Annotated in this window: 28 protein-coding genes; 16 read left to right on the forward strand and 12 right to left on the reverse strand. The window is 71.5% G+C overall.

Annotated features, from left to right (window positions below; genetic code table 11):
- Window positions 1-21: 21 nt before the first annotated feature.
- The 7 genes from AC2D9U_RS13005 (at window position 22) to AC2D9U_RS13035 (ending at window position 5,271) form a co-directional block, all read left to right on the forward strand.
- Window positions 22-198, forward strand: coding sequence for an AtzG-like protein (locus AC2D9U_RS13005; RefSeq protein ID WP_484749575.1), 177 nt, complete (start codon window positions 22-24; stop codon window positions 196-198).
- Entirely contained in the window at window positions 195-1,589 is a 1,395-nt protein-coding gene (locus AC2D9U_RS13010) for an AtzE family amidohydrolase (RefSeq protein WP_484749577.1), read from the forward strand. The genes AC2D9U_RS13005 and AC2D9U_RS13010 overlap by 4 nt, the downstream gene beginning before the upstream one ends.
- Window positions 1,589-1,960 (forward strand): oxalurate catabolism protein HpxZ, encoded by a 372-nt coding sequence (gene hpxZ / locus AC2D9U_RS13015; protein WP_484749581.1) that lies wholly within the window; start codon window positions 1,589-1,591, stop codon window positions 1,958-1,960. Before AC2D9U_RS13010 ends, hpxZ begins: the two co-directional genes overlap by 1 nt.
- Window positions 1,961-2,021: 61 nt before the next feature.
- On the forward strand, window positions 2,022-2,777 hold the full coding sequence (locus AC2D9U_RS13020) for an SDR family NAD(P)-dependent oxidoreductase (protein ID WP_484749584.1): 756 nt from the start codon (window positions 2,022-2,024) through the stop codon (window positions 2,775-2,777).
- A 10-nt stretch (window positions 2,778-2,787) separates the two neighbouring features.
- Window positions 2,788-3,993 carry an acyl-CoA dehydrogenase family protein gene (locus tag AC2D9U_RS13025; RefSeq protein ID WP_484749588.1) on the forward strand — a complete coding sequence of 402 codons (1,206 nt, stop codon included), beginning with the start codon at window positions 2,788-2,790 and terminating at the stop codon, window positions 3,991-3,993.
- Window positions 3,986-4,966, forward strand: a complete 981-nt coding sequence (locus tag AC2D9U_RS13030; protein ID WP_484749591.1) for a phosphotransferase family protein — start codon at window positions 3,986-3,988, stop codon at window positions 4,964-4,966. Before AC2D9U_RS13025 ends, AC2D9U_RS13030 begins: the two co-directional genes overlap by 8 nt.
- Window positions 4,966-5,271 carry a hypothetical protein gene (locus tag AC2D9U_RS13035; RefSeq protein WP_484749594.1) on the forward strand — a complete coding sequence of 102 codons (306 nt, stop codon included), beginning with the start codon at window positions 4,966-4,968 and terminating at the stop codon, window positions 5,269-5,271. The genes AC2D9U_RS13030 and AC2D9U_RS13035 overlap by 1 nt, the downstream gene beginning before the upstream one ends.
- Here the strand turns inward: AC2D9U_RS13035 and fahA are convergent.
- Window positions 5,246-6,562, reverse strand: a complete 1,317-nt coding sequence (fahA, locus tag AC2D9U_RS13040) for a fumarylacetoacetase (protein ID WP_484749597.1) — start codon at window positions 6,560-6,562, stop codon at window positions 5,246-5,248. The two genes, AC2D9U_RS13035 and fahA, sit on opposite strands and share 26 nt — an antisense overlap.
- The gene (gene hmgA / locus AC2D9U_RS13045; protein ID WP_484749600.1) at window positions 6,559-7,890 is read right to left on the reverse strand and encodes a homogentisate 1,2-dioxygenase; all 1,332 of its coding nucleotides are present in this window, start codon (window positions 7,888-7,890) and stop codon (window positions 6,559-6,561) included. Before hmgA ends, fahA begins: the two co-directional genes overlap by 4 nt.
- A 122-nt stretch (window positions 7,891-8,012) precedes the next feature.
- On the opposite strand from hmgA, the gene AC2D9U_RS13050 reads away from it, so the two are divergent.
- Complete coding sequence (locus tag AC2D9U_RS13050; protein ID WP_484749603.1) at window positions 8,013-9,185, forward strand: thiolase domain-containing protein; 1,173 nt, start codon at window positions 8,013-8,015, stop codon at window positions 9,183-9,185.
- 5 nt (window positions 9,186-9,190) lie between these two features.
- Window positions 9,191-9,571, forward strand: a complete 381-nt coding sequence (locus tag AC2D9U_RS13055; RefSeq protein WP_484749605.1) for a Zn-ribbon domain-containing OB-fold protein — start codon at window positions 9,191-9,193, stop codon at window positions 9,569-9,571.
- 7 nt (window positions 9,572-9,578) lie between these two features.
- Here AC2D9U_RS13055 and AC2D9U_RS13060 read toward each other — a convergent pair whose 3' ends face one another.
- The 7 genes from AC2D9U_RS13060 to rfaD all read right to left on the reverse strand — a co-directional run bounded on the left by AC2D9U_RS13060 (window position 9,579) and on the right by rfaD (window position 15,332).
- Window positions 9,579-9,728 (reverse strand): hypothetical protein, encoded by a 150-nt coding sequence (locus tag AC2D9U_RS13060; protein WP_484749607.1) that lies wholly within the window; start codon window positions 9,726-9,728, stop codon window positions 9,579-9,581.
- On the reverse strand, window positions 9,728-10,660 hold the full coding sequence (locus tag AC2D9U_RS13065; protein ID WP_484749609.1) for a ribose-phosphate pyrophosphokinase: 933 nt from the start codon (window positions 10,658-10,660) through the stop codon (window positions 9,728-9,730). Before AC2D9U_RS13065 ends, AC2D9U_RS13060 begins: the two co-directional genes overlap by 1 nt.
- Window positions 10,661-10,773: 113 nt before the next feature.
- Window positions 10,774-11,742 carry a hypothetical protein gene (locus AC2D9U_RS13070; protein ID WP_484749612.1) on the reverse strand — a complete coding sequence of 323 codons (969 nt, stop codon included), beginning with the start codon at window positions 11,740-11,742 and terminating at the stop codon, window positions 10,774-10,776.
- A 60-nt stretch (window positions 11,743-11,802) separates the two neighbouring features.
- Window positions 11,803-12,555, reverse strand: a complete 753-nt coding sequence (gene pgeF, locus AC2D9U_RS13075; protein WP_484749615.1) for a peptidoglycan editing factor PgeF — start codon at window positions 12,553-12,555, stop codon at window positions 11,803-11,805.
- Window positions 12,552-13,532, reverse strand: a complete 981-nt coding sequence (locus tag AC2D9U_RS13080; RefSeq protein ID WP_484749617.1) for a class I SAM-dependent methyltransferase — start codon at window positions 13,530-13,532, stop codon at window positions 12,552-12,554. Before AC2D9U_RS13080 ends, pgeF begins: the two co-directional genes overlap by 4 nt.
- Before the next feature lie 25 nt (window positions 13,533-13,557).
- Window positions 13,558-14,352 carry a prolipoprotein diacylglyceryl transferase gene (lgt, locus tag AC2D9U_RS13085; RefSeq protein ID WP_484749619.1) on the reverse strand — a complete coding sequence of 265 codons (795 nt, stop codon included), beginning with the start codon at window positions 14,350-14,352 and terminating at the stop codon, window positions 13,558-13,560.
- A complete protein-coding gene (rfaD, locus tag AC2D9U_RS13090; RefSeq protein ID WP_484749622.1) occupies window positions 14,352-15,332 on the reverse strand; it encodes an ADP-glyceromanno-heptose 6-epimerase in 981 nt (326 codons plus the stop codon). The genes lgt and rfaD overlap by 1 nt, the downstream gene beginning before the upstream one ends.
- A gap of 89 nt (window positions 15,333-15,421) precedes the next feature.
- On the opposite strand from rfaD, the gene AC2D9U_RS13095 reads away from it, so the two are divergent.
- The 7 genes from AC2D9U_RS13095 (at window position 15,422) to AC2D9U_RS13125 (ending at window position 19,230) form a co-directional block, all read left to right on the forward strand.
- Entirely contained in the window at window positions 15,422-15,709 is a 288-nt protein-coding gene (locus AC2D9U_RS13095) for an accessory factor UbiK family protein (RefSeq protein ID WP_484749625.1), read from the forward strand.
- Window positions 15,710-15,885: 176 nt separating this feature from the next.
- Window positions 15,886-16,392, forward strand: a complete 507-nt coding sequence (locus AC2D9U_RS13100; RefSeq protein ID WP_484749627.1) for a type III secretion system chaperone family protein — start codon at window positions 15,886-15,888, stop codon at window positions 16,390-16,392.
- Between the two features lie 232 nt (window positions 16,393-16,624).
- Window positions 16,625-16,858 carry a hypothetical protein gene (locus tag AC2D9U_RS13105; protein WP_484749628.1) on the forward strand — a complete coding sequence of 78 codons (234 nt, stop codon included), beginning with the start codon at window positions 16,625-16,627 and terminating at the stop codon, window positions 16,856-16,858.
- Window positions 16,859-17,051: 193 nt separating this feature from the next.
- The gene (locus AC2D9U_RS13110) at window positions 17,052-17,228 is read left to right on the forward strand and encodes a hypothetical protein (RefSeq protein WP_484749630.1); all 177 of its coding nucleotides are present in this window, start codon (window positions 17,052-17,054) and stop codon (window positions 17,226-17,228) included.
- A 44-nt stretch (window positions 17,229-17,272) separates the two neighbouring features.
- Window positions 17,273-18,073, forward strand: coding sequence for a pyrroline-5-carboxylate reductase (proC, locus tag AC2D9U_RS13115; protein WP_484749633.1), 801 nt, complete (start codon window positions 17,273-17,275; stop codon window positions 18,071-18,073).
- 49 nt (window positions 18,074-18,122) lie between these two features.
- A complete protein-coding gene (locus tag AC2D9U_RS13120; RefSeq protein WP_484749636.1) occupies window positions 18,123-18,728 on the forward strand; it encodes a TetR family transcriptional regulator in 606 nt (201 codons plus the stop codon).
- Window positions 18,729-18,798: 70 nt separating this feature from the next.
- Complete coding sequence (locus AC2D9U_RS13125; RefSeq protein ID WP_484749637.1) at window positions 18,799-19,230, forward strand: phasin family protein; 432 nt, start codon at window positions 18,799-18,801, stop codon at window positions 19,228-19,230.
- Between the two features lie 27 nt (window positions 19,231-19,257).
- Here the strand turns inward: AC2D9U_RS13125 and AC2D9U_RS13130 are convergent, their stop codons facing one another.
- From AC2D9U_RS13130 to AC2D9U_RS13140, 3 genes are read right to left on the reverse strand one after another with little or no spacing between them, the layout of a single operon-like run.
- Window positions 19,258-20,607 carry an ATP-binding protein gene (locus AC2D9U_RS13130; protein WP_484749639.1) on the reverse strand — a complete coding sequence of 450 codons (1,350 nt, stop codon included), beginning with the start codon at window positions 20,605-20,607 and terminating at the stop codon, window positions 19,258-19,260.
- A gap of 3 nt (window positions 20,608-20,610) precedes the next feature.
- Entirely contained in the window at window positions 20,611-21,315 is a 705-nt protein-coding gene (locus AC2D9U_RS13135) for a response regulator (protein ID WP_484749640.1), read from the reverse strand.
- Window positions 21,312-21,875: a MarR family winged helix-turn-helix transcriptional regulator gene (locus AC2D9U_RS13140; protein ID WP_484749642.1), complete on the reverse strand. Its 564-nt coding sequence runs from the start codon at window positions 21,873-21,875 to the stop codon at window positions 21,312-21,314. The genes AC2D9U_RS13135 and AC2D9U_RS13140 overlap by 4 nt, the downstream gene beginning before the upstream one ends.
- Window positions 21,876-21,914 lie beyond the last annotated feature (39 nt).

Consider the following 21,914-nt stretch of genomic DNA (forward strand, 5'->3'; position numbering starts at 1 on the left):
GCCTTGCCTGGGCCTGCGCCCATGACCCAGGACGATGCCCCCCTTGCCGCCCAGGCCCAGGCCGCTGCCGCGGTGCTGAACCTGCCCCTCGCGCCCGCGCATCTGCCGGGCGTGCTCGCCAGCCTGAAGGTGGCGGCGGGGGCGGCGGCCCTGATCGCGCGCGTGCCGCTCACCCCGGCGGATGAGCCGGACCGATGAGCGCCGCGGAGATCGCCGCCGCCATCCGCACCGGGCGCCGGCGTGCCGTGGCGGTTGCGGAAGCGGCGCTGGCGGATATCGCCGCGCGCAACCCGGCGCTCAACGCCTTCACCGAGGTCACCGCCACGCGCGCTTTGGCCGAGGCCGCGGCCGTGGATGCGGCGGTGGCGGCGGGGCACGATCCCGGCCCGCTCGCGGGCGTGCCGGTGGCGGTGAAGAACCTGTTCGATCTCGCGGGCCTGCCGACCCGCGCTGGTGCCGCGCTGCGCGCCGATGCCGCGCCGGCCCGGGACGACGCCTTCGTGGTGGCGCGGCTGCGCGCCGCGGGCGCCATCATCATCGGCGCCACCAACATGGATGAATTCGCCTTCGGATTCACCACCGAGAACAGCCATGACGGGCCGACGCGCAACCCGCATGACCCGACGCGCGTCGCGGGCGGTTCCTCGGGCGGGTCGGCGGCCGCGGTGGCGGCGGGGCTGGTGCCGCTGGCCATCGGCACGGATACCAACGGCTCCATCCGCGTGCCGGCGGCGCTGTGCGGCGTCTTCGGCCTGAAGCCGAGCTTCGGGCGGCTGTCGCGGCGCGGCGCCTTTCCCTTCGTGGCTTCCTTCGACCATGTCGGGCCCTTCGCGCGCGACCTCGCGGATCTCGCCTTGGCCTATGCCGCCATGCAGGGGGCGGATCCTGCCGACCCCGCGCAGGTCGTAGCACCCGCGACGGCCGTGACGCTCGACCCGGATCTTTCCGGGCTGCGCATCGCTCGCCTGGGTGGGCATTTCGCGGAAGGCGGCCATGCGGAGGCTTTCGCCGCCGCCGACCTCGCCGCGCGCTGCCTCGGCGCCACCACCACCATCGCGCCGCCGCTCGCCGCCGAGGGCCGCGCCGCCGCGCTGCTCATCACGCTCGCGGAAGGGGCGAGCGTGCACCTGGCGGATCTGCGGGCCCGCCCCGAGGCCTTCGACCCGATGACGCGCGACCGATTCCTCTCCGGCGCGCTGCTGCCGGCGCAATGGGTGATCCAGGCGCAGCGCGTGCGCGGGCTGTGGCGCGCGGCGATGGCGCGGGTCTTCGCCGATCACGACCTGCTGATCGCGCCCTGTGTGCCCTTCGTCGCGCCCCCCATCGGCACGGCGATGATCGAGGTGGCCGGGCGCGCCGTGCCCGCGCGGCCGCAGCTCGGCTGGTTCACGCAGCCCATCTCGGCCATCGGCCTGCCCGCGATGGCCGTGCCGCTCGCCGATCCCGCCAGCGCGGGCGAGCCTGGCGGCCTGCCCGTGGCGGTGCAGTTGATCGCGCCCCCCTGGCGGGAGGATATCCTCTTCCGCGCTGCCGCCGCCCTGGTGCGCGCCGGCTTTGCCGCATCGCCGAAACCCAAGGATCCCGCCTGATGGAACTCGACATCCCCGAGGTGCACGCCGAGGTCACCGCTGCCTTCCAGCGCTACGAGAAGGCGCTGGTGACCAACGACGTGGCCGTGCTGGACGAGCTGTTCTGGAACAACGAACGCACCATCCGCTATGGCGCCACCGAGATCCTGCACGGCTATGCCGAGATCATGGCGTTTCGCGCATCCCGCCCCTCGGTGGGGCTCGAACGGACGCTGATCCGCACCGTGATCAGCACCTATGGCCGGGATTTCGCCACCGCCAACACGACCTTCGACCGCAACGGCAAGACCGGGCGGCAGAGCCAGACCTGGGTGCGCATGCCGGAGGGCTGGCGCGTGGTCTCGGCGCATGTCTCCTTCCTGGCCGGTTGAGTCCTGAGCGGCTGACTCCTGGGCGGTTGACCGGGGGCGCCGCCGCCGCCTAACTCGGCGGATGGATGTCTTCTCCCTGACCGGCAATGTGGCGCTGGTGACGGGCGCCTCCGGCGCGCTCGGCGGGCATTTCGCCCGCGTGCTGCACGGCGCTGGCGCGCAGGTCGCGCTGGCGGCGCGACGGCCCGAGGCGGTGGCGGCCCTGGCCGAGGAACTCGGCCCGCGCGCCATGGCGGTGGCGCTGGACGTGACCGAGGAAGCCTCGATCGCCGCGGCCCTGGACGTGGTGCAGCAGCGCTTCGGCCCGGTGACGCTGCTGGTGAACAATGCCGGCATCGCCGCGACGCGGCCCTTCCTGGATCACAGCGCGGCGGATTGGGACCAGGTGATGCAGGTCGATCTGCGCGGCGCCTTCCTGATGGCGCAGGCGGCGGCGCGGGGCATGGTGGCGGCTGGGCAGGGGGGTGCGATCGTCAACATCGCCTCCATTCTCGGTGCGCGGGTGATCCCGGGTGTCGCGAGCTATTCGGCGGCGAAGGCGGGGCTCGTGCATCTCACGCGGCAGATGGCGGTGGAGCTTGCGCGGCATCGCATCCGCGTGAACGCGCTCGCGCCTGGCTACATCGCCACCGACATCAACGCGGATTTCTTCGCGAGCGAGGCCGGGCAGGCGCTGGTGAAGCGCGTGCCGCAGCGCCGGCTCGGCACGCTCGACGACCTGACCGGGCCCTTGCTGCTGCTGGCCTCGCCAGCGGGGGCGCATATGACCGGCAGCGTGGTGACGGTGGATGGCGGGCATTCGGTGAACAGCCTCTAGGACGCACAAGATGGACTTTTCCCTGCCTCCCGAGATCGATGCGGTGCGCCTGCGCGTGCGCGACTTCGTGGACCAGCGGCTGATCCCGCTCGAGGCCGATCGCGCGAGCTATGACGCGCATGAGAACATCACGCCCGCGCTTCTGCGCACGCTGCGCGCCGAGGCGAAGGCGGCGGGGCTCTGGGCCTTGCAGATGCCCAAAAGCCGCGGTGGCGGTGGCCTGCCCGTGGTCGGCATGGCGGCCTGCTATGAGGAGATGAACCGCTCCATCTTCGGCCCTGTCGTGTTCAATTCCGCCGCCCCCGACGACGGCAACATGATCGTGCTGGAGAAGGTGGCGACCGAGGCGCAGAAGGCGCGCTGGCTGCAGCCCATCGTGGATGGCGCGGTGCAATCCAGCTTCGCGATGACCGAGCCCGATGGCTGCGGCAGCGACCCGGGCCTGACCTATACGCGCGCTGAACGCATCGGCAACGATCGTTGGCGCATCACGGGCCGCAAGCACTACATCACCGGCGCGGGCGAGGCGAAGCATTTCCTGCTGATCGCCCGGACCTCGGATGATGAGCGGCGGGGCCTCACCTGCTTCCTGTTCCATGCCGACCAGCCGGGCTGGAGCATCGTGCGCCGCATCCCGATCATGGGGCCGGAGGAGCATGGCGGGCATTGCGAACTCGCCTTTGATGGCCTGGAGATTCCCGACGAGAACGTGCTGATGGGCGTGGGCGACGGGCTGAAGCTCACGCAGATCCGCCTCGGCACGGCGCGGCTCACGCATTGCATGCGCTGGCTCGGCATGGGGCGGCGCGCGCTGGAAGTCGCGATGGCGCGCATCGGTGAGCGCCAGAGCTTCGGCCAGAAGCTGATCGACCGAGAGAGTGTGCAGGGGCTGGTCGGCCAGGCCGCGATGGAGCTCGAGATCGGCCGACTGCTGACCATGAAGGCCGCCTGGGTGCTCGACCAGGGCGGGTTTGCGCGCAAGGAGGTCTCGATGGCGAAGATCGTCGTCGCGGATGCGCTGCACAAGGCGGTGGACACGGCGCTGCAACTGCTCGGCGCGCGCGGCTATTCGAAGGACACGCCGGTCGAGTGGATGTATCGCTATGCGCGCCAGGCGCGGCTGGTGGATGGCGCGAGCGAGGTGCACCGCATGGTGCTGGCGAATTTCCTGCGCCGCGAGGGCCGCGATTTCTTCGCCTGGGGCAAGCATGAATGAGTCCGCGCTGCGCGACTGGCTGGTACGCGCCACCGGGGATGCCGCGCTCATCATCACCGCGCTGACGCGGCTCTCCGGCGGCGCGATCCAGCAGAATTTCGCCCTCGATGTGATGGTGCAGGGCGCGCCGCAGCGCTGGGTGTTGCGCAGCGATGCGCCGGCGACGCTGGCGGTGAGCCATTCGCGCGCCGCGGAATTCGCCCTGCTGCAGGCGGCGGCCGCGGCCGGCGTCACCGTGCCGGCGCCGCTTTTCCTGTGCGAGGATGCGGGCGTCATTGGCCGGCCCTTCTTCGTCATGCAGCGTGTGGAGGGCATCGCCGCGGCGCATCGCGTGGTGAAGATGTTCCCCGCGACGGGCGATGCGATGGCGCGCGCGCTGGGTGCGGAACTTGCCAAGCTGCACCGCATCCGCCCGCCGCGCGCGGACCTCGCCTTTCTCGGCGCGCCGCCGGCCGATGCCGCGCTGGCGGGCATCGCCGCGCTGCGCGCGCGGCTTGATGCGGCGGGCACGCCGCGGCCGGTGCTGGAATGGGGGCTGCGCGCGCTGGAGCGTGCTGCCCCGCCGCCCCTGCCGCCCGTGCTCTGCCACAATGATTTCCGCACCGGCAACATCATGCTCACGCCGGATCGCGTTTCCGCCGTGCTGGACTGGGAATTCGCCGGCTGGGGGGATCCGCATGCCGATCTCGGATGGTTCTGCGCCAAGTGCTGGCGCTTCGGCCAGGTGGCGAAGGAGGCCGGCGGCATCGGTGCCCGTGCGGCCTTCGAGGCCGGCTACGCGGCGCATCACGCGATCGATCGCGCGCGCCTGCCCTGGTGGGAACTCTTCGCGACGATCCGCTGGGCGGTGATCGCCGCCGACCAGGCGATGCGTCACCTCTCGGGCGAGGAACGGAGCCTGGAACTCGCGCTCACCGGCCATATCGTGCCGGAACTGGAATGGGATATCCTCGCCATGGCCGAGGCGCTCTGATGTGGGAGAAACCCGACGCCGCCGATCTCCTCGCCACGGCGCGCGAGGTCGTGCTGAACGAGATCCTGCCGCATCTACCGCCCGAGAGGGCCATCGCCGCGCGCATGGTCGCCGCCGCCATCGCGATCGCGCAGCGGGAGCAGACTGCGGTGCCAATTCCCGCGCGCGACCTTGCCGCCTTGGCCGCCGAGATCCGCGCCGGGCGGCATGATCCCGGCACGGCGACGCATGCGGAGGTCGCCGCCTTCCTGCGCGACTACGCCCGCGCGCGCGCCGCGGTCAGCGCACCGAAGGCGCTGGGATGATCGTGCCGCTGCACGCGCCGAAGCCGATGCGGGCATAGCCTTCGCGCACCGCATAGGCGCTCAGCGTCACCGTATCGCCATCCTCGAGGAAGCGCCGCGTCTCGCCCGAGGCGAGCGCCACCGGCTGCTTGCCGCCGCGCGTGATCTCGAGCAGCGAGCCATAGCCGCTTTCCTCCGCCGTCGAGAGCGTGCCCGTGCCGAGCAGGTCGCCGGGATTGAGGTTGCACCCCGCGCAGGCGTGATGCGCGACCAGCTGCGCCGCGGTCCAGTACATCGCGCGCGCATCGCTGAGGCCGAGCCGGTGCGCGGGCAGGCCCTGCGCGCGCAGGCCCGGCGTCATCAGATGCACCTCCAGCGTCAGGGCAAGGGCGCCCTGGGCCTGGTCCTGCTCATCCCACAGATAGTCCATCGGGCGCGGATCGCCTGCCGGGCGCGGCGGCTGCGCGACGCGGAAGGGCGCGAGTGCTTCGGGCGTGATGATCCAGGGGCTGATGGTGGAGCCGAAGCTCTTGGCCAGGAAGGGGCCGAGCGGCTGGTACTCCCAGCCCTGGATGTCGCGCGCCGACCAGTCGTTCAGCAGCCCATAGCCTGCGATGTGCTGCGCCGCCTCGCCGATCGGGATCGGCGTGCCGAGCGCATTGCCCGGACCGATCCAGATGCCGAGTTCCAGCTCGTAGTCGAGGTTGCGGCTGGGGCCGAAGCTCGGCGTCTCTTCCGTCGCGGGTTTGCGCTGGCCGTTGGGGCGATGCAGCGCGGCGCCGCTCGGCACGATGGAAGAGGCACGGCCGTGGTAGCCGATGGGCACGTATTTGTAGTTCGGCATCAGCGGCGCGTCGGGGCGGAACAGCCGCCCGACATTCGTCGCATGCTGGATGCCGGCGTAGAAATCCGTGTAGTCGCCGATGCGCGCGGGCAAATGCAGCGTGCAGGCGGCGGCGTCATGCAGCAGCGGGCGCACGCGTGCTTCGTCACGCGAACCTTCTTCGAGCAGGGCGAAGAGCTGCGCGCGCAGCGAGCGCCGCGGCCCCGCGCCGAGGGCGAGCAGACCGTTCAGCGCCCCGCCCGCGGCAGCGCGCGCGGCCGTGTCGGCTTCGGAACAGAAAAGCCCGGCTACCTGCGCGGCCTCGAGATCGAGGATGCTCTCCCCGATCGCCACCCCGGCACGCGGCGCGCCACCTGGCGGCGAGAAGACGCCGAGGGGCAGGTTCTGCAAGGGGAAGTCAGGATGGCCGTTGGCGCTGGCGACGAAGGAGCGCCGCGCCGCATCATGGGTCTCGTCGAGCATGGTCATCGCCGGGTCGGATCGAAATTCTTCTTCAGCCCCGCCCAGCAATCGACATAGTCGGCCTGGCGTTGTGCCGCGCTGGCGGCGAAGGGCGAGACACGCTGCGGCAGCCGCGTCTCCCACATGAAGGCCATGGTGTTGGCAAGCTTGTGCGGCGCGAGCTCGGCCATGCTCGCCTTGGCGAAGGCGTCGGCGTCGGGGCCATGCGGCAACATGCAATTGTGCAGCGAGAAGCCGCCGGGGACGAAGCCCTGCGGCTTCGCGTCGTACTGGCCGTAGATCAGGCCCATGAACTCGCTCATGATGTTCATGTGGTACCAGGGCGGGCGGAAGGTGTTCTCCGCCACCATCCAGCGTTCCGGGAACAGCACGAAATCGATGTTCGCCGTGCCCGGTGTTTCGGAGGGCGCGGTCAGCGCCGTGAAGATCGACGGGTCCGCATGGTCGAAGAGCAGCGGCCCGACCGGCGAGAAGCGTCTGAGATCGTATTTGTAGGGCGCGTAATTGCCATGCCAGGCGACGACGTCGAGCGGGCTGTGGCCGATCTCGCTCTCATAGAGATGCCCACCCCATTTCACGACGATGCGATGCGGTGCGTCGCTGTCCTCATAGCTCGCGACGGGGGAGAGGAAGTCGCGCTGATTGGCGAGGCAATTGGCGCCGATCGGCCCGCGCTCGGGCAGCGTGAAGGCGCCGCCGTAATTCTCGCAGACATAGGCGCGGGCGGGCTCCTCGTTGAAGAGCTCGACGCGGAACTTCACGCCGCGCGGCAGCACCGCGATCTCGCCGGGCGCGATGTCGATCACGCCGAATTCCGTGCGGAAGCGCAGGCGGCCCTGCTGGGCGATCACCATCATCTCGGCATCGCAGTTCCAGAAGGCCTCGGCGCCCATGCTGCGCGTCACCAGCGCGATATGCGCGGCCATGCCGGCCTGCGCGGCCGCATCGCCGCAGGTTGTGATGGTGTGCAGGCCTGTGAGGAAGGTCAGGCCCGCCTCCGGCAGGGGTAGCGGGTCCCAGCGCAGCGGCTGGATCGGCAGGTCGGAGTCCGGCGCCGGCGCGCTCAGCCAGAGCCGCGCATCGATGCGCCGGAAATGGCCGATATGCGCGACACTCGGGCGGATGCGGTAGAGCCAGGAGCGCGCATTGCTGGCGCGCGGCGCGGTGAAGGGGGAGCCGCTGAGCTGCTCGGCATAGAGCCCATAGGCGCAGCGCTGGGGCGAGTTGCGGCCCATCGGCAGGGCGCCGGGCAGGGCCTCGGTCTCGAAGGAATTGCCGAAGCCCGAGAGATAGCCGGTGCTGCCGGTCAAGGTCTGTTGCGGGGTGATGTCCATCTGGGCCTGCCTCCTCACGCCTTTGCCCCAGTATAGCGCAGCCGCTTTGGCCGCGCGCCCCCTGTTGCGTCGTGCGCCGCCGCGCGCCACGCTTGAGCAGGACACGGAAGAGACGCCCCGCCATGAGCCTTCGCGGCCGCGCCTGCATCGTCGGCGCCTATGAGCACCCCACCCGCAAGGCCGAGGACAAGTCGGTCGCGCAGCTGCATGCCGAGGTCGCCTTCGGCGCGCTGCAGGATGCGGGGCTCACCGCGCGCGACGTGGATGGCTATTTCTGCGCCGGGGACGCGCCGGGCATGGGGCCGCTCTCCATGGCGGATCACCTCGGCCTCGATCGGCTCAGGCATCTCGACAGCACCGATCTGGGGGGCTGCTCCTACCTGGCGCATGTCGCCCATGCCACGGCGGCGATCGCGCTGGGCCGCTGCGATGTCGCGCTGATCACCCTGGCGGGCCGGCCGCGGAGCGAGGGCCAGGCGACCGGCACGGCGGCACGCGCGCAGCAGGCGACGGTGCCGGACGATCCCTTCGAAATACCGATGGGCCGCACCGTGGCCGCGGCCTATGCGCTATGCGCGATGCGTCACATGCACGATTTCGGGACGACCAGCGAGCAGCTTGCCTGGATCAAGGTCGCCGCCAGCCACCACGCGCAGCACAACCCGCATGCGATGCTGAAGAAGGTGGTGACGGTGGAGGAGGTCCTGGCCTCGCCGCTGGTGGCCGATCCGCTGCATCGTCTCGATTGCTGCGTCATCAGCGATGGCGGCGGCGCGCTGGTGGTCACGCGCCCCGAGATCGCGCGCAGCCTGAAGCGGCCGGTGGTCAGCGTGCGCGGCACGGGTGAGACGATGAAGGGCCAGTCCGGCGGCTATCCGGACCTGACCTTCTCCGGCGCCCAGGCCAGCGGCGCGCGCGCCTTCGCGGAAGCCGGCGTGACGCCCGCCGACATCAAATACGCCTCGATCTATGACAGCTTCACCATCACGGTGCTGATCCAGCTTGAGGATCTAGGCTTCTGCGCGAAGGGGGAGGGCGGGCGCTTCGTGGCCGATGGCAACCTGATCAGCGGCGTCGGCCGGCTGCCCTTCAACACGGATGGCGGCGGCCTGTGCAACAACCACCCGGCCAATCGCGGCGGCATGACCAAGGTGATCGAGGCGGTGCGGCAATTGCGCGGCGAGGCGCACCCTGCGGTGCAGGTGCCGGGCTGCGACCTCGCGCTCGCGCATGGCACGGGCGGGCTGCTCGCGCACCGGCATGGCAGCGCGACGCTGATCCTGGAACGGGAGTGACCACCATGCAGGAACGCACCATTCCCGCCCCGGTCGAGGACCCGAGCACGAAGCCCTTCTGGGACGCGGCGCGCGAGGGCCGGCTGATGCTGGGCTATTGCCTGGATACGGGCCGCCACTTCTGGCCGCCCCGCAACACCTCGCCCTTCACCCTGTCCTCCAACGTCGAGCCGCGGGCGGCGAGTGGGCGTGGCGTGGTCTACAGCTTCACGGTGATGCGCGTGGCGCAGCCCTATGTGCCGGCCTTCGTGGAACTGGAGGAAGGCCCGCGCATCTTCACCAACATCGTCGATGGCGAGATCGAGGCGATCCGCATCGGCATGCGGGTGCGCCTGGAATGGAAGACGACCGAGGGCGCACCGGTGCCGATGTTCGCGCCGGCCTGACGCCGGGTTACAACCCCGGCGTGCGTGTCGCGGCCGGGGCCTCGCGATCCGTGCAGCGCTGCGGATCGGCGCGGCAGGCGCTGCGGGCGGAGGCCGCCACCTGCGCGCTGGTGCAGGCGCCGAGCAGCAGCGCCAGGGTCAGGGCCAGCGCGCGCATCAATTGAACAGGCTGCTGACCGAGCTTTCCTCGCTGATCCGCTTCATCGCCTCGGCGAGCAGCGGCGCGATGGTCAGCTGCTTGATGTTGCGCGAGACGCGCACCGCCTCGGTCGCGAGGATGCTGTCGGTCACCACCATGTGCTCGATCGCCGCCGCGCCGACGCGCGCCACCGCGCCACCGGAGAACACGCCATGCGTCACATAGACGCTGGCCGATTTCGCGCCGTTCTTCAGCAGCGCATCGGCGGCGTTGCACAGCGTGCCGCCGGAATCGACGATGTCGTCGACCAGGATGCAGTGCCTTCCCTCGACCTCGCCGATCACGTTCATCACTTCGGAGACACCCGCGCGCGGGCGGCGCTTGTCGATGATGGCGAGGTCGGTGTGGATCCGCGCGGCGATGGCGCGCGCGCGCACCACGCCGCCGACATCAGGGGAGACCACCATCAGGTCGCGCCCGGCGAAACGCTCCTGGATGTCGCGCGCGAAGAGCGGCGCGGCGAAGAGGTTGTCCACCGGGATGTCGAAGAAGCCCTGGATCTGCGCGGCGTGCAGATCCATCGTCAGCACGCGGTTGGCACCCGCCGCGGTAATGAGGTTCGCCACCAGCTTCGCCGAGATCGGCGTGCGGGGGCCGGATTTCCGATCCTGCCGGGCGTAGCCGAAATAGGGGATCACCGCCGTGATGCGCCGCGCGCTGCCGCGCTTCAGCGCGTCCAGCATGATCAGCAGTTCCATCAGGTTGTCGTTGGCGGGGTAGCTCGTGGACTGCACCACGAACACATCCTCGCCGCGGACGTTCTCATGGATCTCGCAGAAGATCTCCATGTCGGCGAAACGGCGCACGGAGGCCTGCGTCAGCGCGATGCCGAGTGAGGCTGCCACCGCCTCGGCCAATGGGCGGTTGCTGTTGCAGGCAATGATTTTCATCGGATCCGGACCCTGGCCTGGAGGCGGCCGTTAGGTAGCAACGTGACAGGAGTGAGTCCACCGCAAGCCCGCGAGGCCCAGGCATGAGCGGGCGACATGAGCAACCGGGCGGCTCATCGCCGGGCGCGGGCGGGCCGGGCGGGGGGCGGCGGTGGCGCGGGTGCGGCGGTTGGCGTGGCGGCTGCAGGCGTGGCCGGCGCATCGGCCCGCGCGGGAAAGCCGCCGGCATTCGAGACCACGTCGCGGATCCCGCCCGAGGCTTCCTCCGCCACCACCAGCGCCACATCGCCCCAGAAGCCGTTCAGCGCGCCGGCCGGCACCTCGTTCAACTGCGCGACCCGGCCCAGATCCTCGCCATCGCGGCGCGAGACGGTCCAGACGATCTCCACCCGCTGCTGCCCGCGCGCGGGGGGCGTGATGGTGACGAGGCCGGAGACGGCGTAGTCCGCGCCTTCGGCATGGTCCTGCACGACGAAGCCGAAGCCACCCAGGCGCTCGCGCATCCGCGCGGTGAGGCTGCGATTGCCATCGCCCGGCGCGCCGCGCACCGGCAGCAGCCGGATCACGGGCGGGCCGGAGCCGAAGGAACGCTCATCGCCGGTGCGTCGCTGCGCATCGACGCGCGCCAGCAGGTCCGCGAGGCTGCGCGCCGAGTCGCCGACCGCGCGGCGCAGCACCGGCTCGCCCCCCTCGACCCAGTCGCGCCCCGGGATGGGGCGGCCGGAGATCGAGCCCAGGGCGCGACCATCGGCATCGCGCAGCGCGTAGCGCGGCGTCACCATCCCGCCCTCCAGCTCGGCGATGACGACCAACTGCCAATCGAGCGGCAGGCCGGGGCCGGCGACGGTGGGAATCTCGGCGGCGTTGAGCTGCTCGGCCAACAGGCGCGAGAGGGTGGTGGCGTCGGCCTCCATCAGCCGCGCCTGCGTCGGCACCGGCACGGCGAGGCGATAACTTGGCGGCCGGGCAAGCTGCGCGCCGACGCGACCAGGCCGGCCGCGGAAAGGCTGGTTCGGGTCGCTGCCGCACGCCGCCAGCAGCAGCGGCGCCAGCAGCAGGGCGCGGCGGCGGCTAAAGGACACAGGACACCAGCATCGTCAGAATCATCAGCACCACGAACATGACCATGTAGGGCATCGCGTCTATCCCGGCAGCGCAATGGCCGAGAGCTGATGCCCTATCGGCCCTCCGCCGGCCAGGGTGGCGCGGCGGAAGCTGAAGAAATGGGCCTCCTCCGCCAGCGTGTCATGGCCCGTGGCACGGGCCTGGGCGCCGGCGGCGGCAAGCCGCGCGACGCAATAGCCGGGCAGGTCGAACTGCCAGCGATCGTCGCGCTCGCCGGGGGCGAAGTGGCGCGCATCCGCGGCCTCGCGCGCCAGCACGGCGTCGCGCAGATCGGGGCCGACCTCGTAGCTCCTCTGGGCGATGCAGGGGCCGACGACGGCCGTGATGCGCCGCGCGCCCAGCGCGCGCATGGCCTCGAGCGTGGCCTCGAGCACCCCGGCCACCGCGCCGCGCCAGCCGGCATGGGCCGCGCCGATCACGCCGGCCTCGGCATCCGCGAAGAGCACCGGCGCGCAATCGCCCGTGACGATGCCGAGCACCTGGCCGGGCCGGTCCGTCACCATCGCATCCGCGACGGGACGCTCGGCCCAGGGCTGGCGCGCATCGGCCACGGCCACCCCATGCACCTGGGTCAGGGCCAGCAGGGACTCGGCCGGATGGCCCAGCGCATCGGCGGCGCGGCGCCGATTTTCCGCGACATGGTCGGCATCGTCGCGGCCGGACAGGGAACAATTCAGGCTGGCGAAGGCCCCGCGCGAGACGCCCCCGGCGCGGGTGAAGAAGCCATGCGGCACGGCGAGGCCGGGATCGGTCAGGAAGGGGGCGGTCATGCGGGAGCGGCCTCGAAACCCGGCGGCGCCGGCAGGGCAGGGTCGCAGAGGGCGAGCACCTTGAACAGCCGCCCCATCGCCTCGGCCGCGACCAGGCGCTCGGCGCCCGAGAGGATCTCCCCCGCAAGCCTCGGCCGGGATTGGGCCAGCATGGCGGCGCGGCGCATGAGCCCGATGCGGGTCAGGAACAGCCCCTGCGGCAGCGGGCCATGGGCGGTGGCGCCGGCGGCGCGGGCGGCCCTGGCGAGGGCCGCGAAATCGACATGGGCGGTGAGGTCGGCCTCGCCCGGCTCGGCGAGGGGGTCGAGCCCCCGCGCCTGGCCGCGCACCGCCTGGAGGGACTCGCCGAAGCCGGATTCGGCCGGGCCGTAGTCGAGGAACAGCGCGGCCCCGCCCTGCGCGGCAAGGCGCGCGCTCAGGCTGGCCGCGAGGGCGATGGCGGGTTCGGACACCTCCTGCACCGCGCCCTCGGGGGCGTTGGCGGGCAAGGTGGGCGCATCCTCGGCGGCCAGCAGCACGAAGCGCCCCGCCTCGACATGGCGTTCCAGCCACACCCCGCCACGCCGCTCGAACTGGCGGATCGGCAGGGCGTCGAGGAATTCATTGGCGAGCAGGATCATCGGGCCCTCGGGCAGGGTCGCGAAATCCGCGTGCCATTGCGCCGCCGGCAGGGCGCGGGCCTGGGCGGCGCGCAGCGCGGGCGAGGTCTCGATCAGGTGCAGGCGAAGCGCGGCGCGGAAATCGGGGGCGACATCGCCGATGGCGCGCAGTGCGTCCGCCATGAGCGTGCCGCGGCCCGGCCCGGCCTCGACCAGCAGCACCGGATCGGGCCTGCCCATCTGCTGCCAGACCACGGCGGCCCAGGCGCCCAGCACCTCGCCGAAGGCCTGGGAAATCTCCGGCGCGGTGGCGAAATCCCCGGCCCGGCCGAAGGGGGAGGAAGCGCGCGCGTAATAGGCGGCGACGGCGCGCGCCATGAAGCGGTCAAGCCGCTGGACCCCTTCAAGGGCGGGCACGCGCCGTCGCCATCAGGTACAGCCCCACCAGGATCATCGGCACCGAGAGCAGCTGCCCCATCGTCGCCCCCGCGAAGAGGAAGCCCAGATGCGCGTCGGGCTGGCGGAACAACTCGCCGATGCTGCGCGCCACGCCATAGCCGGCGAGGAAGGCGCCGGTCAGGAAGCCGCGCCGCGCGCGAATGGCCGGGATCCGCACCAGCACCTGCAGCACCACCAGCAGGCAGGCCCCTTCCAGGAAGGCCTGGTAGAGCTGCGAAGGGTGCCGCGGCAGCGGCCCGCCCGTGGGGAAGACCATCGCCCAGGGCACGTCGCTGACCCGGCCCCACAGCTCGCCATTGACGAAATTGGCCAGCCGCCCGAGCCCGAGCCCGATCGGCACCACCGCCGCCACGCGGTCCCCCAGCGTGAGCGGATCAAGCCCCTGGCGCTTGCAGAACCAGAAGGTCGCCAGGATCACGCCCAGCGCCCCGCCATGGAAGGACATGCCGCCCTGCCAGACATAGAGCGCCTCCCAGGGCGCGCTCAGATAGTCGGCGAATCGGTAGAACAGCACATAGCCGAGCCGCCCGCCGAGGATGATGCCGAGCGTCGCCCAGGTGACGAGGTCATCCACCTGCTCGCGTGAGGCCGCGACAGGGGCGAGCGCTGCAAGGCGGCGCAGCAGCAGCCAGCCCAGCACGATGCCGCCGATATAGGACAGCGCATACCAGCGCAGCGCGAAGGGGCCGATCTCGACCAGCACCGGGTCGATCATCGGGAAGGGCAGGGCGAGGAACATCAGCGATGCGGGTCCGGCTGCATCAGGAAATCCCGGACATAGCGGCCCACGCCTTCCTCCAGCACCGTCGCCGGGCGGGTGTAGCCTGCCGCGCGCAGCTTCCCCAGCGGCGCCTCGGTGAAATACTGGTACTTGCCGCGCAGATCCTCGGGCATGTCGATGAACTCGATGGCGGCGTTGCGGCCCATCCCGGCATACATGGCGCGGATCAGGTCGAGGAAGCTGCGCGCCGTGCCGGCGCCCACGTTGAACAGGCCGCTCACCTTCGGATTGTCCAGCAGCCAGAGCATGGTGGCGACGCAGTCATCGACATGCACGAAGTCGCGCATCTGCCCGCCATCGGCGTAGTCCGGCCGGTCGGAGCGGAACAGCCGCGCCGGCGCGCCCTGGATGGCCTCATGGAATTTGTGGAACACCACGCTCGCCATGCGGCCCTTGTGGTATTCGTTCGGGCCATAGACGTTGAAGAAGCGCAGCCCCGCCCATTGCGGCGGCGCGGGCCGGCCGCGCGCCAGCAGGTCCTCCACGCGCCGATCGAAGGCGAGCTTCGACCAGCCATAGAGGTTGAGCGGCCGCAGCGCCGACAGCGCCGCCGCACTCTCGTCATCCGCGAAGCCCAGGGCGCCATCGCCATAGGTCGCGGCGGAGGAGGCATAGAGGAAAGGCACGCCCTCTCGCGCGCAATGCTCCCACAGCATCAGCGGCAGGGTGAGGTTGCTGGCCGCGACGAGGTCGCCATCGGTGGCGGTTGTGGCGCTGATCGCGCCCATGTTGATCACGGCGTCGAGCTTCGGCGAACGCGCCAGGAAGCCGGGCAGTTCTGCCGGCGGCAGGATGCCGGCGATGCGGTGCTTGGCGAGGTTGCGCCATTTCGGCCCGTCGCGCAGGCGGTCCACCACAAGGATCTCCGCGCCCCGCGCGGCCAGGGCGGCGACCAGGTTCGACCCGATGAAGCCGGCGCCGCCGGTCACGAGATGCATTGACGGCTTGTTCCCCTGCGATCACGGCTCAACTAACCGGCGCGCGCGGGGTATAGGCGCGGTGGTTCAGGCAGGGAAGGGTGAGGCTCATGGCAGCGACCGGCGAGGGCAAGCGCGGCATCTTCGGCGATCTGGCGGGGATGGCGAGCGGCGCGGTCTCCATCGTCGCCGGCGCCAAGGCGGAGGCCGAGGCGATCGGCCGCGCGCAGATGGAGGCGGTGATCGCGAAGTTCGACCTGGTGAAGCGCGAGGATTTGGACGCCGCGCTGGAAGTGGCGCGCCGCGCCCGCGAGCAGGCCGAGGCGCTGGAGGCGCGGGTGGCGGCGCTGGAGGCCCGCCTCGCTTCCCCGGCGGCGGGGCTGGGCGACGTCGAATAGGGGGCGGAGCCGAAGCGGCATCTGCACCGCCGTCGCCAAATCTTTGCAGAGTCAGGCAAAGGCTCTTCTTGCGGCGGCGTTTTGCACCTGCGTAATCTAGGGGTGGTGGCGATTCGGGATGTGACCCCCAATCCCTCGGGGGTCGGCCGAGCCGCCTTGGCCAAGGAGGTGCCGCGATGTCCATCCATCTGGGCCATGACGAGCGCGACCGTTCCGCCAATCCGCTCGACGTCCTCGAACAGATCGTCGCCGCCAATGAATGGACCTTCGACCGCCGCTCGGACGCCGAGATGGCGGTGGAGGCGCCGGGCAAGTGGTGCGACTACGGGCTCTATTTCTCCTGGTCGCATGAGATCAGCGCCATGCATTTCTCCTGCGCCTTCGACCTGAAGGTGCCCGCGGCGCGGCGGGAAAAGCTCTACGAATTGCTCGCGCTGGCCAATGAGAAGCTCTGGATCGGGCATTTCGGCATCGATTCGGACGATGGCGTGCCGATGTTCCGCCACGCCGTGCTGCTGCGCGGCGCGCCTGGCGCCTCGGCGGAGAGCCTGGAAGACATGGTCGACATCGCGCTTACCGAGTGCGAGCGCTTCTTCCCCGCCTTCCAGTTCGTGCTCTGGGGCGGCAAGGCGCCGGCCGAGGCGCTGCAGGCAGCGATGCTGGATTGCGTCGGCGAGGCCTGACAACAGGCGGCCCGCGCTCCTCACGCGGGCCGGGCGGCCGAAGGGCCGCCGCGCCTCATGGCGCGAAGGCAAGCCGGCGAATGCCGGCGCCCGCCGTTTGAGGACATCATCCATGCTGGCCTTGCCATAGGCTCTGCCTAATCGGATCAGAGTAAGCATCGATTATTCCTTTGGCTTCGCGTGGGGCATCTTTCCCTCACCGACGAACGCGAAGCCAAAAGGAACCGCCCCGATGATCCGCACCGCCCTGATCGCCCTGGCCGCCATCGCCGCTCTGGGCGCCACCCCCGCCGCCGCGCAGCAGGCCCGGCAGATCTCGCACCAGCAGGCGGTGGCCCAGGGCCCCGGCGGGTGCCAGGAGTTCAACACGGCCCTGGCCGCCGCGGTGGCCACCCAGATCCGCACTGGCAAGCATGCCGAGGCCCAGCGCCTGGCCCGCATGGCGGTGCCCTGCCCCCGCCGCTGAGACCCCCCCCCTCCGGCAGGGCAGCAGCCCCGGTATCCGAAAGGATGCCGGGGTTTCGCTTTTCGGATGAAATCCCGGAAATTCATCCGTGGTATAGGAAAAGGCTACGCTTCCTAAAGAAACCATCGATTATTCCTGGGACGTCCAGGACGGCATCCTTCCCTCACGAGATCGCACCGAAGGAACCGCCGCCATGCTCCGCACCGCCATCGCCCTGATCGCCCTGATCGCCCTGGGCAGCATCGGCGCCAGCGCGCTGACCGCTGCGACCGCCGCCATCCAGGTGACGCAGGGCGACTCCTGCGCCACCCTCAACTGGGCTACCGACGCCGCCCGCTACAGCGCGCTGAGCGCCAGCTGCGGCCGGTAAGCGCGGGCTTGCCAGCGGCGCCGCCGGGGGCAACCCTGCGGCGCATGAGCGACACCCTTCCCCCCCTGCTTCTCATCGGCTGCGGCAAGATGGGCGGCGCCATGCTCGCCGGCTGGCGCGAGCGTGGCCTCGGCGAGACCTTCGTGGTCGATCCCTTCGCCACCGGCCCGATCCCCGGCGCCACCCTGCTGCGCGACCCCGCCGAGATCCCGGCCGGCTTCGCCCCCGCCGCCATCATCCTGGCGACCAAGCCCCAGGAAGCCCCCGCCAGCCTGCCGCATTACGCGCGCTTCGCGGCCAAGGGCGTTTTCGTCTCCATCATGGCCGGCAAGACGGTCGCCTTCATGCAGGGGCTGCTGGGCGAAGGCGCGGCCGTGGTGCGCGCCATGCCGAACACGCCGGCCGCCATCCGCCAGGGCTTCTCGGTCGCCTTCGCCTCGGCCTCGGTCAGCCCGGCGCAGAAGGCGCTGGCCGACACGCTGCTGGCCGCCACGGGCGAGACCGCCTGGGTGGAGCAGGAAGCGCTGCTCGACCCCGTCACCGCCGTCTCCGGCGGCGGGCCGGCCTATGTCTTCCTCCTCGCCGAGGTGATGGAGGCCGCGGCGATCGAGCAGGGCATCCCGCCCGACCTCGCCCGGCGCATGGCGCGCGCCACGGTCGCGGGCTCCGGCGCCCTGCTCGGCGCCAGCAGCGAGGACGCCGCCCAGCTCCGCAAGAACGTCACCAGCCCCAAGGGCACCACCGAGCGTGCGCTCGCCGTGCTGATGGCCGAACCCGCCTGGCCGGCGCTGATGTCCCAGGCCATCGCCGCCGCCACCGCGCGGTCCCGCGAATTGGCCGGATAATCGCGCCCGCCCCATTGGCGAGCGGCACCCGAGCCCCCACCATCCTGCCATGCACACCGCCCCCCACCCCGACGACCAGCTGATGGACGCGCTGTTCGGCGTGATCGCCGAGCATGGCTGGCGCGGCGTCACCCTCGCGCGCCTTTCCGCCGCCTCCGGCCTCAGCACCGCGGTGCTGGCAAAGCGCTTCCCCTCGCGGCTCGACCTGCTGCGCCTGCATGGCGAGCGCGTGGCCGAGATCGTCGCCGCCGGCACCCTGCCCGGCCAGGGCGGCACGCCGCGCGACCGGATCTTCGATGTGCTGATGCGCGGCATCGATGCGCTGCAGCCGCACCGGGAGGGCATGAAGCGCCTGATCTCCGAGATGTGGTCGGATGCCGTGCTGGCCGTGGCGCTCGGCCCGGTGCTCCAGCGCAGCATGGCGCGCTTCCTCGACGCCGCCGAGATCGACAGCCAGAGCCCGCGCGGGCGGCTGCGCGCCCTGGCGCTCGGCGCCGTGTGGATGCGCGTGGTCAATGCCTGGTCGAAGGATGAGACGCAGGATCTCGGCCCCACCATGGCGACCCTCGACAAGACGCTCGAGCGGGCCGAGCAGGCGGCGCGCAGCTTCCGCCTCGATGATGGGGACCTCGCCGCGCCCGTCGCGGGGGAGTGACCCGCCGCGCTTCTGCCCGCGCCCGCGATGGGCTATGCTCCCGCCACAACCAGGGCTGGGGAGAATGGGCATGGCGCAGCAATTCGGCATGAAGCCGGACGAGATGATGAAGATGCTGGCGGAATTCCGCCTGCCGGCCATGCCGGACCTCGAGGGCCTGGCCCAGGCGCAGCGCCGCAACCTCGAGGCGCTCTCGGCCGCCAACAAGGTGGCGCTGGAAGGCGCGCAGGCCGTGGCGCGGCGGCATATGGAGATCCTGCAATCCTCCATGGCCGAGATGACGGACGCCATCCGCGTCATGTCCGGCACCGAGAACCCGCAGGCCAATGCCGCCCGCCAGGCCGAATTGCTGAAGGCCAGCTATGAGCGCGCCGTGGCCAACATGCGTGAGGTCGCGGACCTCATCCAGAAGTCGAATGGCGAGGCGCTGGCCCTGCTGAACAAGCGCTTCGCCGAGGCGATGGACGAGGTGAAGGCCATGGCCGCGAAGGCGGGCAAGTAGGCTTCCACCCTCAGGCGCCGGTCTTCCTCAGACCGGCAGCCTGACGCGCGCGCGCAGCCCGCCCAGCGGGCTGTCCTCCAGCACGATGTCCCCGCCATGCGCGCGCACGATGTCGCGCGCGATGGCAAGGCCCAGGCCCGTGCCGCCGGCGGTCAGCGTCGCGAAGGGGCGGAAGGCTTCCTCGCGCTGCGCCGCGGGGATGCCCGGCCCGTCATCATCCACCGTCACCTGCGCCCAGGACCCGGCATCGGGGCGCGGCACCAGCCCCACCGCCACCGCGATATGCCCCGCATGCTTGCGCGCATTGTCGAGCAGGTTGGCCAGGCAGCGCCGCAGCGCATCCGGGCGCAGCGGCAGCACCAGCTCGGCCGGGCCCTCCACCGCCACCTCCGCCCCGTCGCGCCGCGCCTTGCGCGCGACCTCGCGCACCAGCTCGGCGAGGTCGGCGGGCTGCGCCTGCTCCTGCCCCTCGCCGCGAGCGAAGGTGAGGTAGGCGGCGACCATGCGCTCCATCTCGGCGATGTCCTCGCTGAGGGCGGCGATATCCTCCTCCGCCTCCGGCTGCCGGGGCAGCACGGCCAGGGCGAGGCGCATGCGGGTGAGCGGCGTGCGCAGATCATGGCTGATGCCGGCCAGCATCTCGGTGCGCTGGGCGACGAAGCGGCGGATGCGTTCCTGCATCCGGTTGAAGGCCGAGGCCGCCTGGCGGATCTCCGCCGCGCCCTCGGGCTTGATGGGGCCGATGTCGCGCCCGAGGCCGAAGGCCTCCGCCGCGCCGGCCAGGCGGCGGATGGCGCGCACCTGGTTCTTCATGAACATCGCCGCCACGGCGAAGAGCAGCAGCGCCGTGCCGACCAGCCAGATCACGAAGAGGTAGAGGGTGGAGGTGAACAGCCGCTTGCGCGGCGCCTCCACATGCAGCACGCCATCGGGCAGGGCGACGCGGATCACGACGCTGCGCGGGTCGGATTGCCAATCGGCGTCGAAGGGCAGGCGCACGCGCTCATGCATCGCATTCGCCAGATCCTCCTCCAGCGGCAGCAGCGGCAGCCAGGGCCCGCGGGCGGGCGTGGGGCCGAGCGTGGCGCCGGGCTCGAAGGCGAGGCCGAGGTCGAGCCGCCAGGCGCCCTCGCGGAACAGCCAGGCGCGTTCCTCCGCGCCGGGGTGGCGGGCCATGTGCTCGGTCACCAGGCCGATCTCGCCCGCCACGCCGGAGGCGAGGCGGCGGGAGATCACGTCGAGATGCCCGCCATAGAACAATTGCAGCGCCACGCCCTGCAGGATCAGCAGCGGCAGCAGGATGATGAGCAGCGAGCGCCCGAGCAGCCCGCGCGGCAGGGCGGCGCGCAGCATCCGGTCCACCGCGTTGAACCGCATCGCCTAGACCCCCGGCCGCAGCACATAGCCGCGGTGGCGCACGGTCTGGATGAAGCGCGGCTCACGCGGGTCGGGCTCCACCTTGCGGCGCAGGCGGGTGACCTGCACGTCGATGGCGCGCTCCCCGGCCTCGGGCGTGCCCAGCGCGGTGGCGATCTCCTCGCGGCTCAGCACCTCGCCCGGGCGCTGGGCGAGGGCGAGCAGCAGCGATTGCTCGCCGCCCGTCAGGCGCACCACCCCCTCCGGCCCGCGCAGCTCGGCGCGGTTCGGGTCGAACCAGCGCGGGCCGAGCTGCACCGGCCCCAGATTCACCTCCGGCGCCGGCACGGGGGCGGCGCGGCGGAGGATCGTGCGGATGCGCAGGCCCAGCTCGCGCGGGTCGAAGGGCTTGGCGAGGTAGTCATCCACCCCGCTCTCGAAGCCCAGCACCCGGTCATCCGGCGCGCCGCGGGCGGTCAGCATCAGGATCGGCACCTCCACCCCGTCGCGGCGCAGGCTCTCCGTCACCTCGATGCCACTCTCGCCGGGCATCATCACGTCCAGCACCATCAGGTCGAAGCTGACCGAGGCCAAGGCGCGGCGCGCCGCGGCGGCGTCCGCCGCGACGGTGACGCGGAAGCCCTGTTCGGTCAGGAAGCGCTGCAGCAGCGCGCGCAGCCGGGAATCGTCGTCCACCACCAGCAGATGGGCGGGTTCGGCGGCGCTCATCGGGGCGTGCCCTCGGGGGCCGGGTCTTCCAGGCGTTGCAGCGCCTCGCGCGCCTCGGGGCCCATCAGGCCGCGCATGACGCGGCGGAAACCCTCCACCGCCTGGGGCCCGGCCTCGCGATAGGCGCGCATCACCGTGTCGCGCTGGCGTTCGAACAATTGCCGCTCCAGCGCCGCGCCTTTGGGGCCGAGGGTCAGCAGCCGCTGGCGGCGGTCGGTGCGGCCCGAGGTCTGCACCACGAAGCCTTCCTCGATCAGCGGGGTCAGCACCCGGCCGAGCGACTGCTTGGTGATGCCGAGGATGCCCAGCAGCTCGCCCACCGTGATGCCCGGCCGGCGGCCGACGAAATGCAGCACGCGGTGATGCGCCCGGCCCATCTGCAACTCGGCCAGGATGGCGTCGGCGCCGGCGGTGAAGTCCCGGTAGCCGAAGAACAGCAGGTCCTGCGCCAGGCGCAGCTCCTCCTCCCGCAGGAAGAGCAGGTTGCGCCCGGCGCCGGGCGCGGGCGCCGGGGTGGCGCGGTCCTCGGCCACGGTCCGTGCCTCAGCCTCGGCCTTCATGCGGGTTTCCCCCAGCTTTCCGGCGCCGAGGCGCCCCCG

Source organism: Roseomonas sp. TF40, from assembly GCF_057219975.1.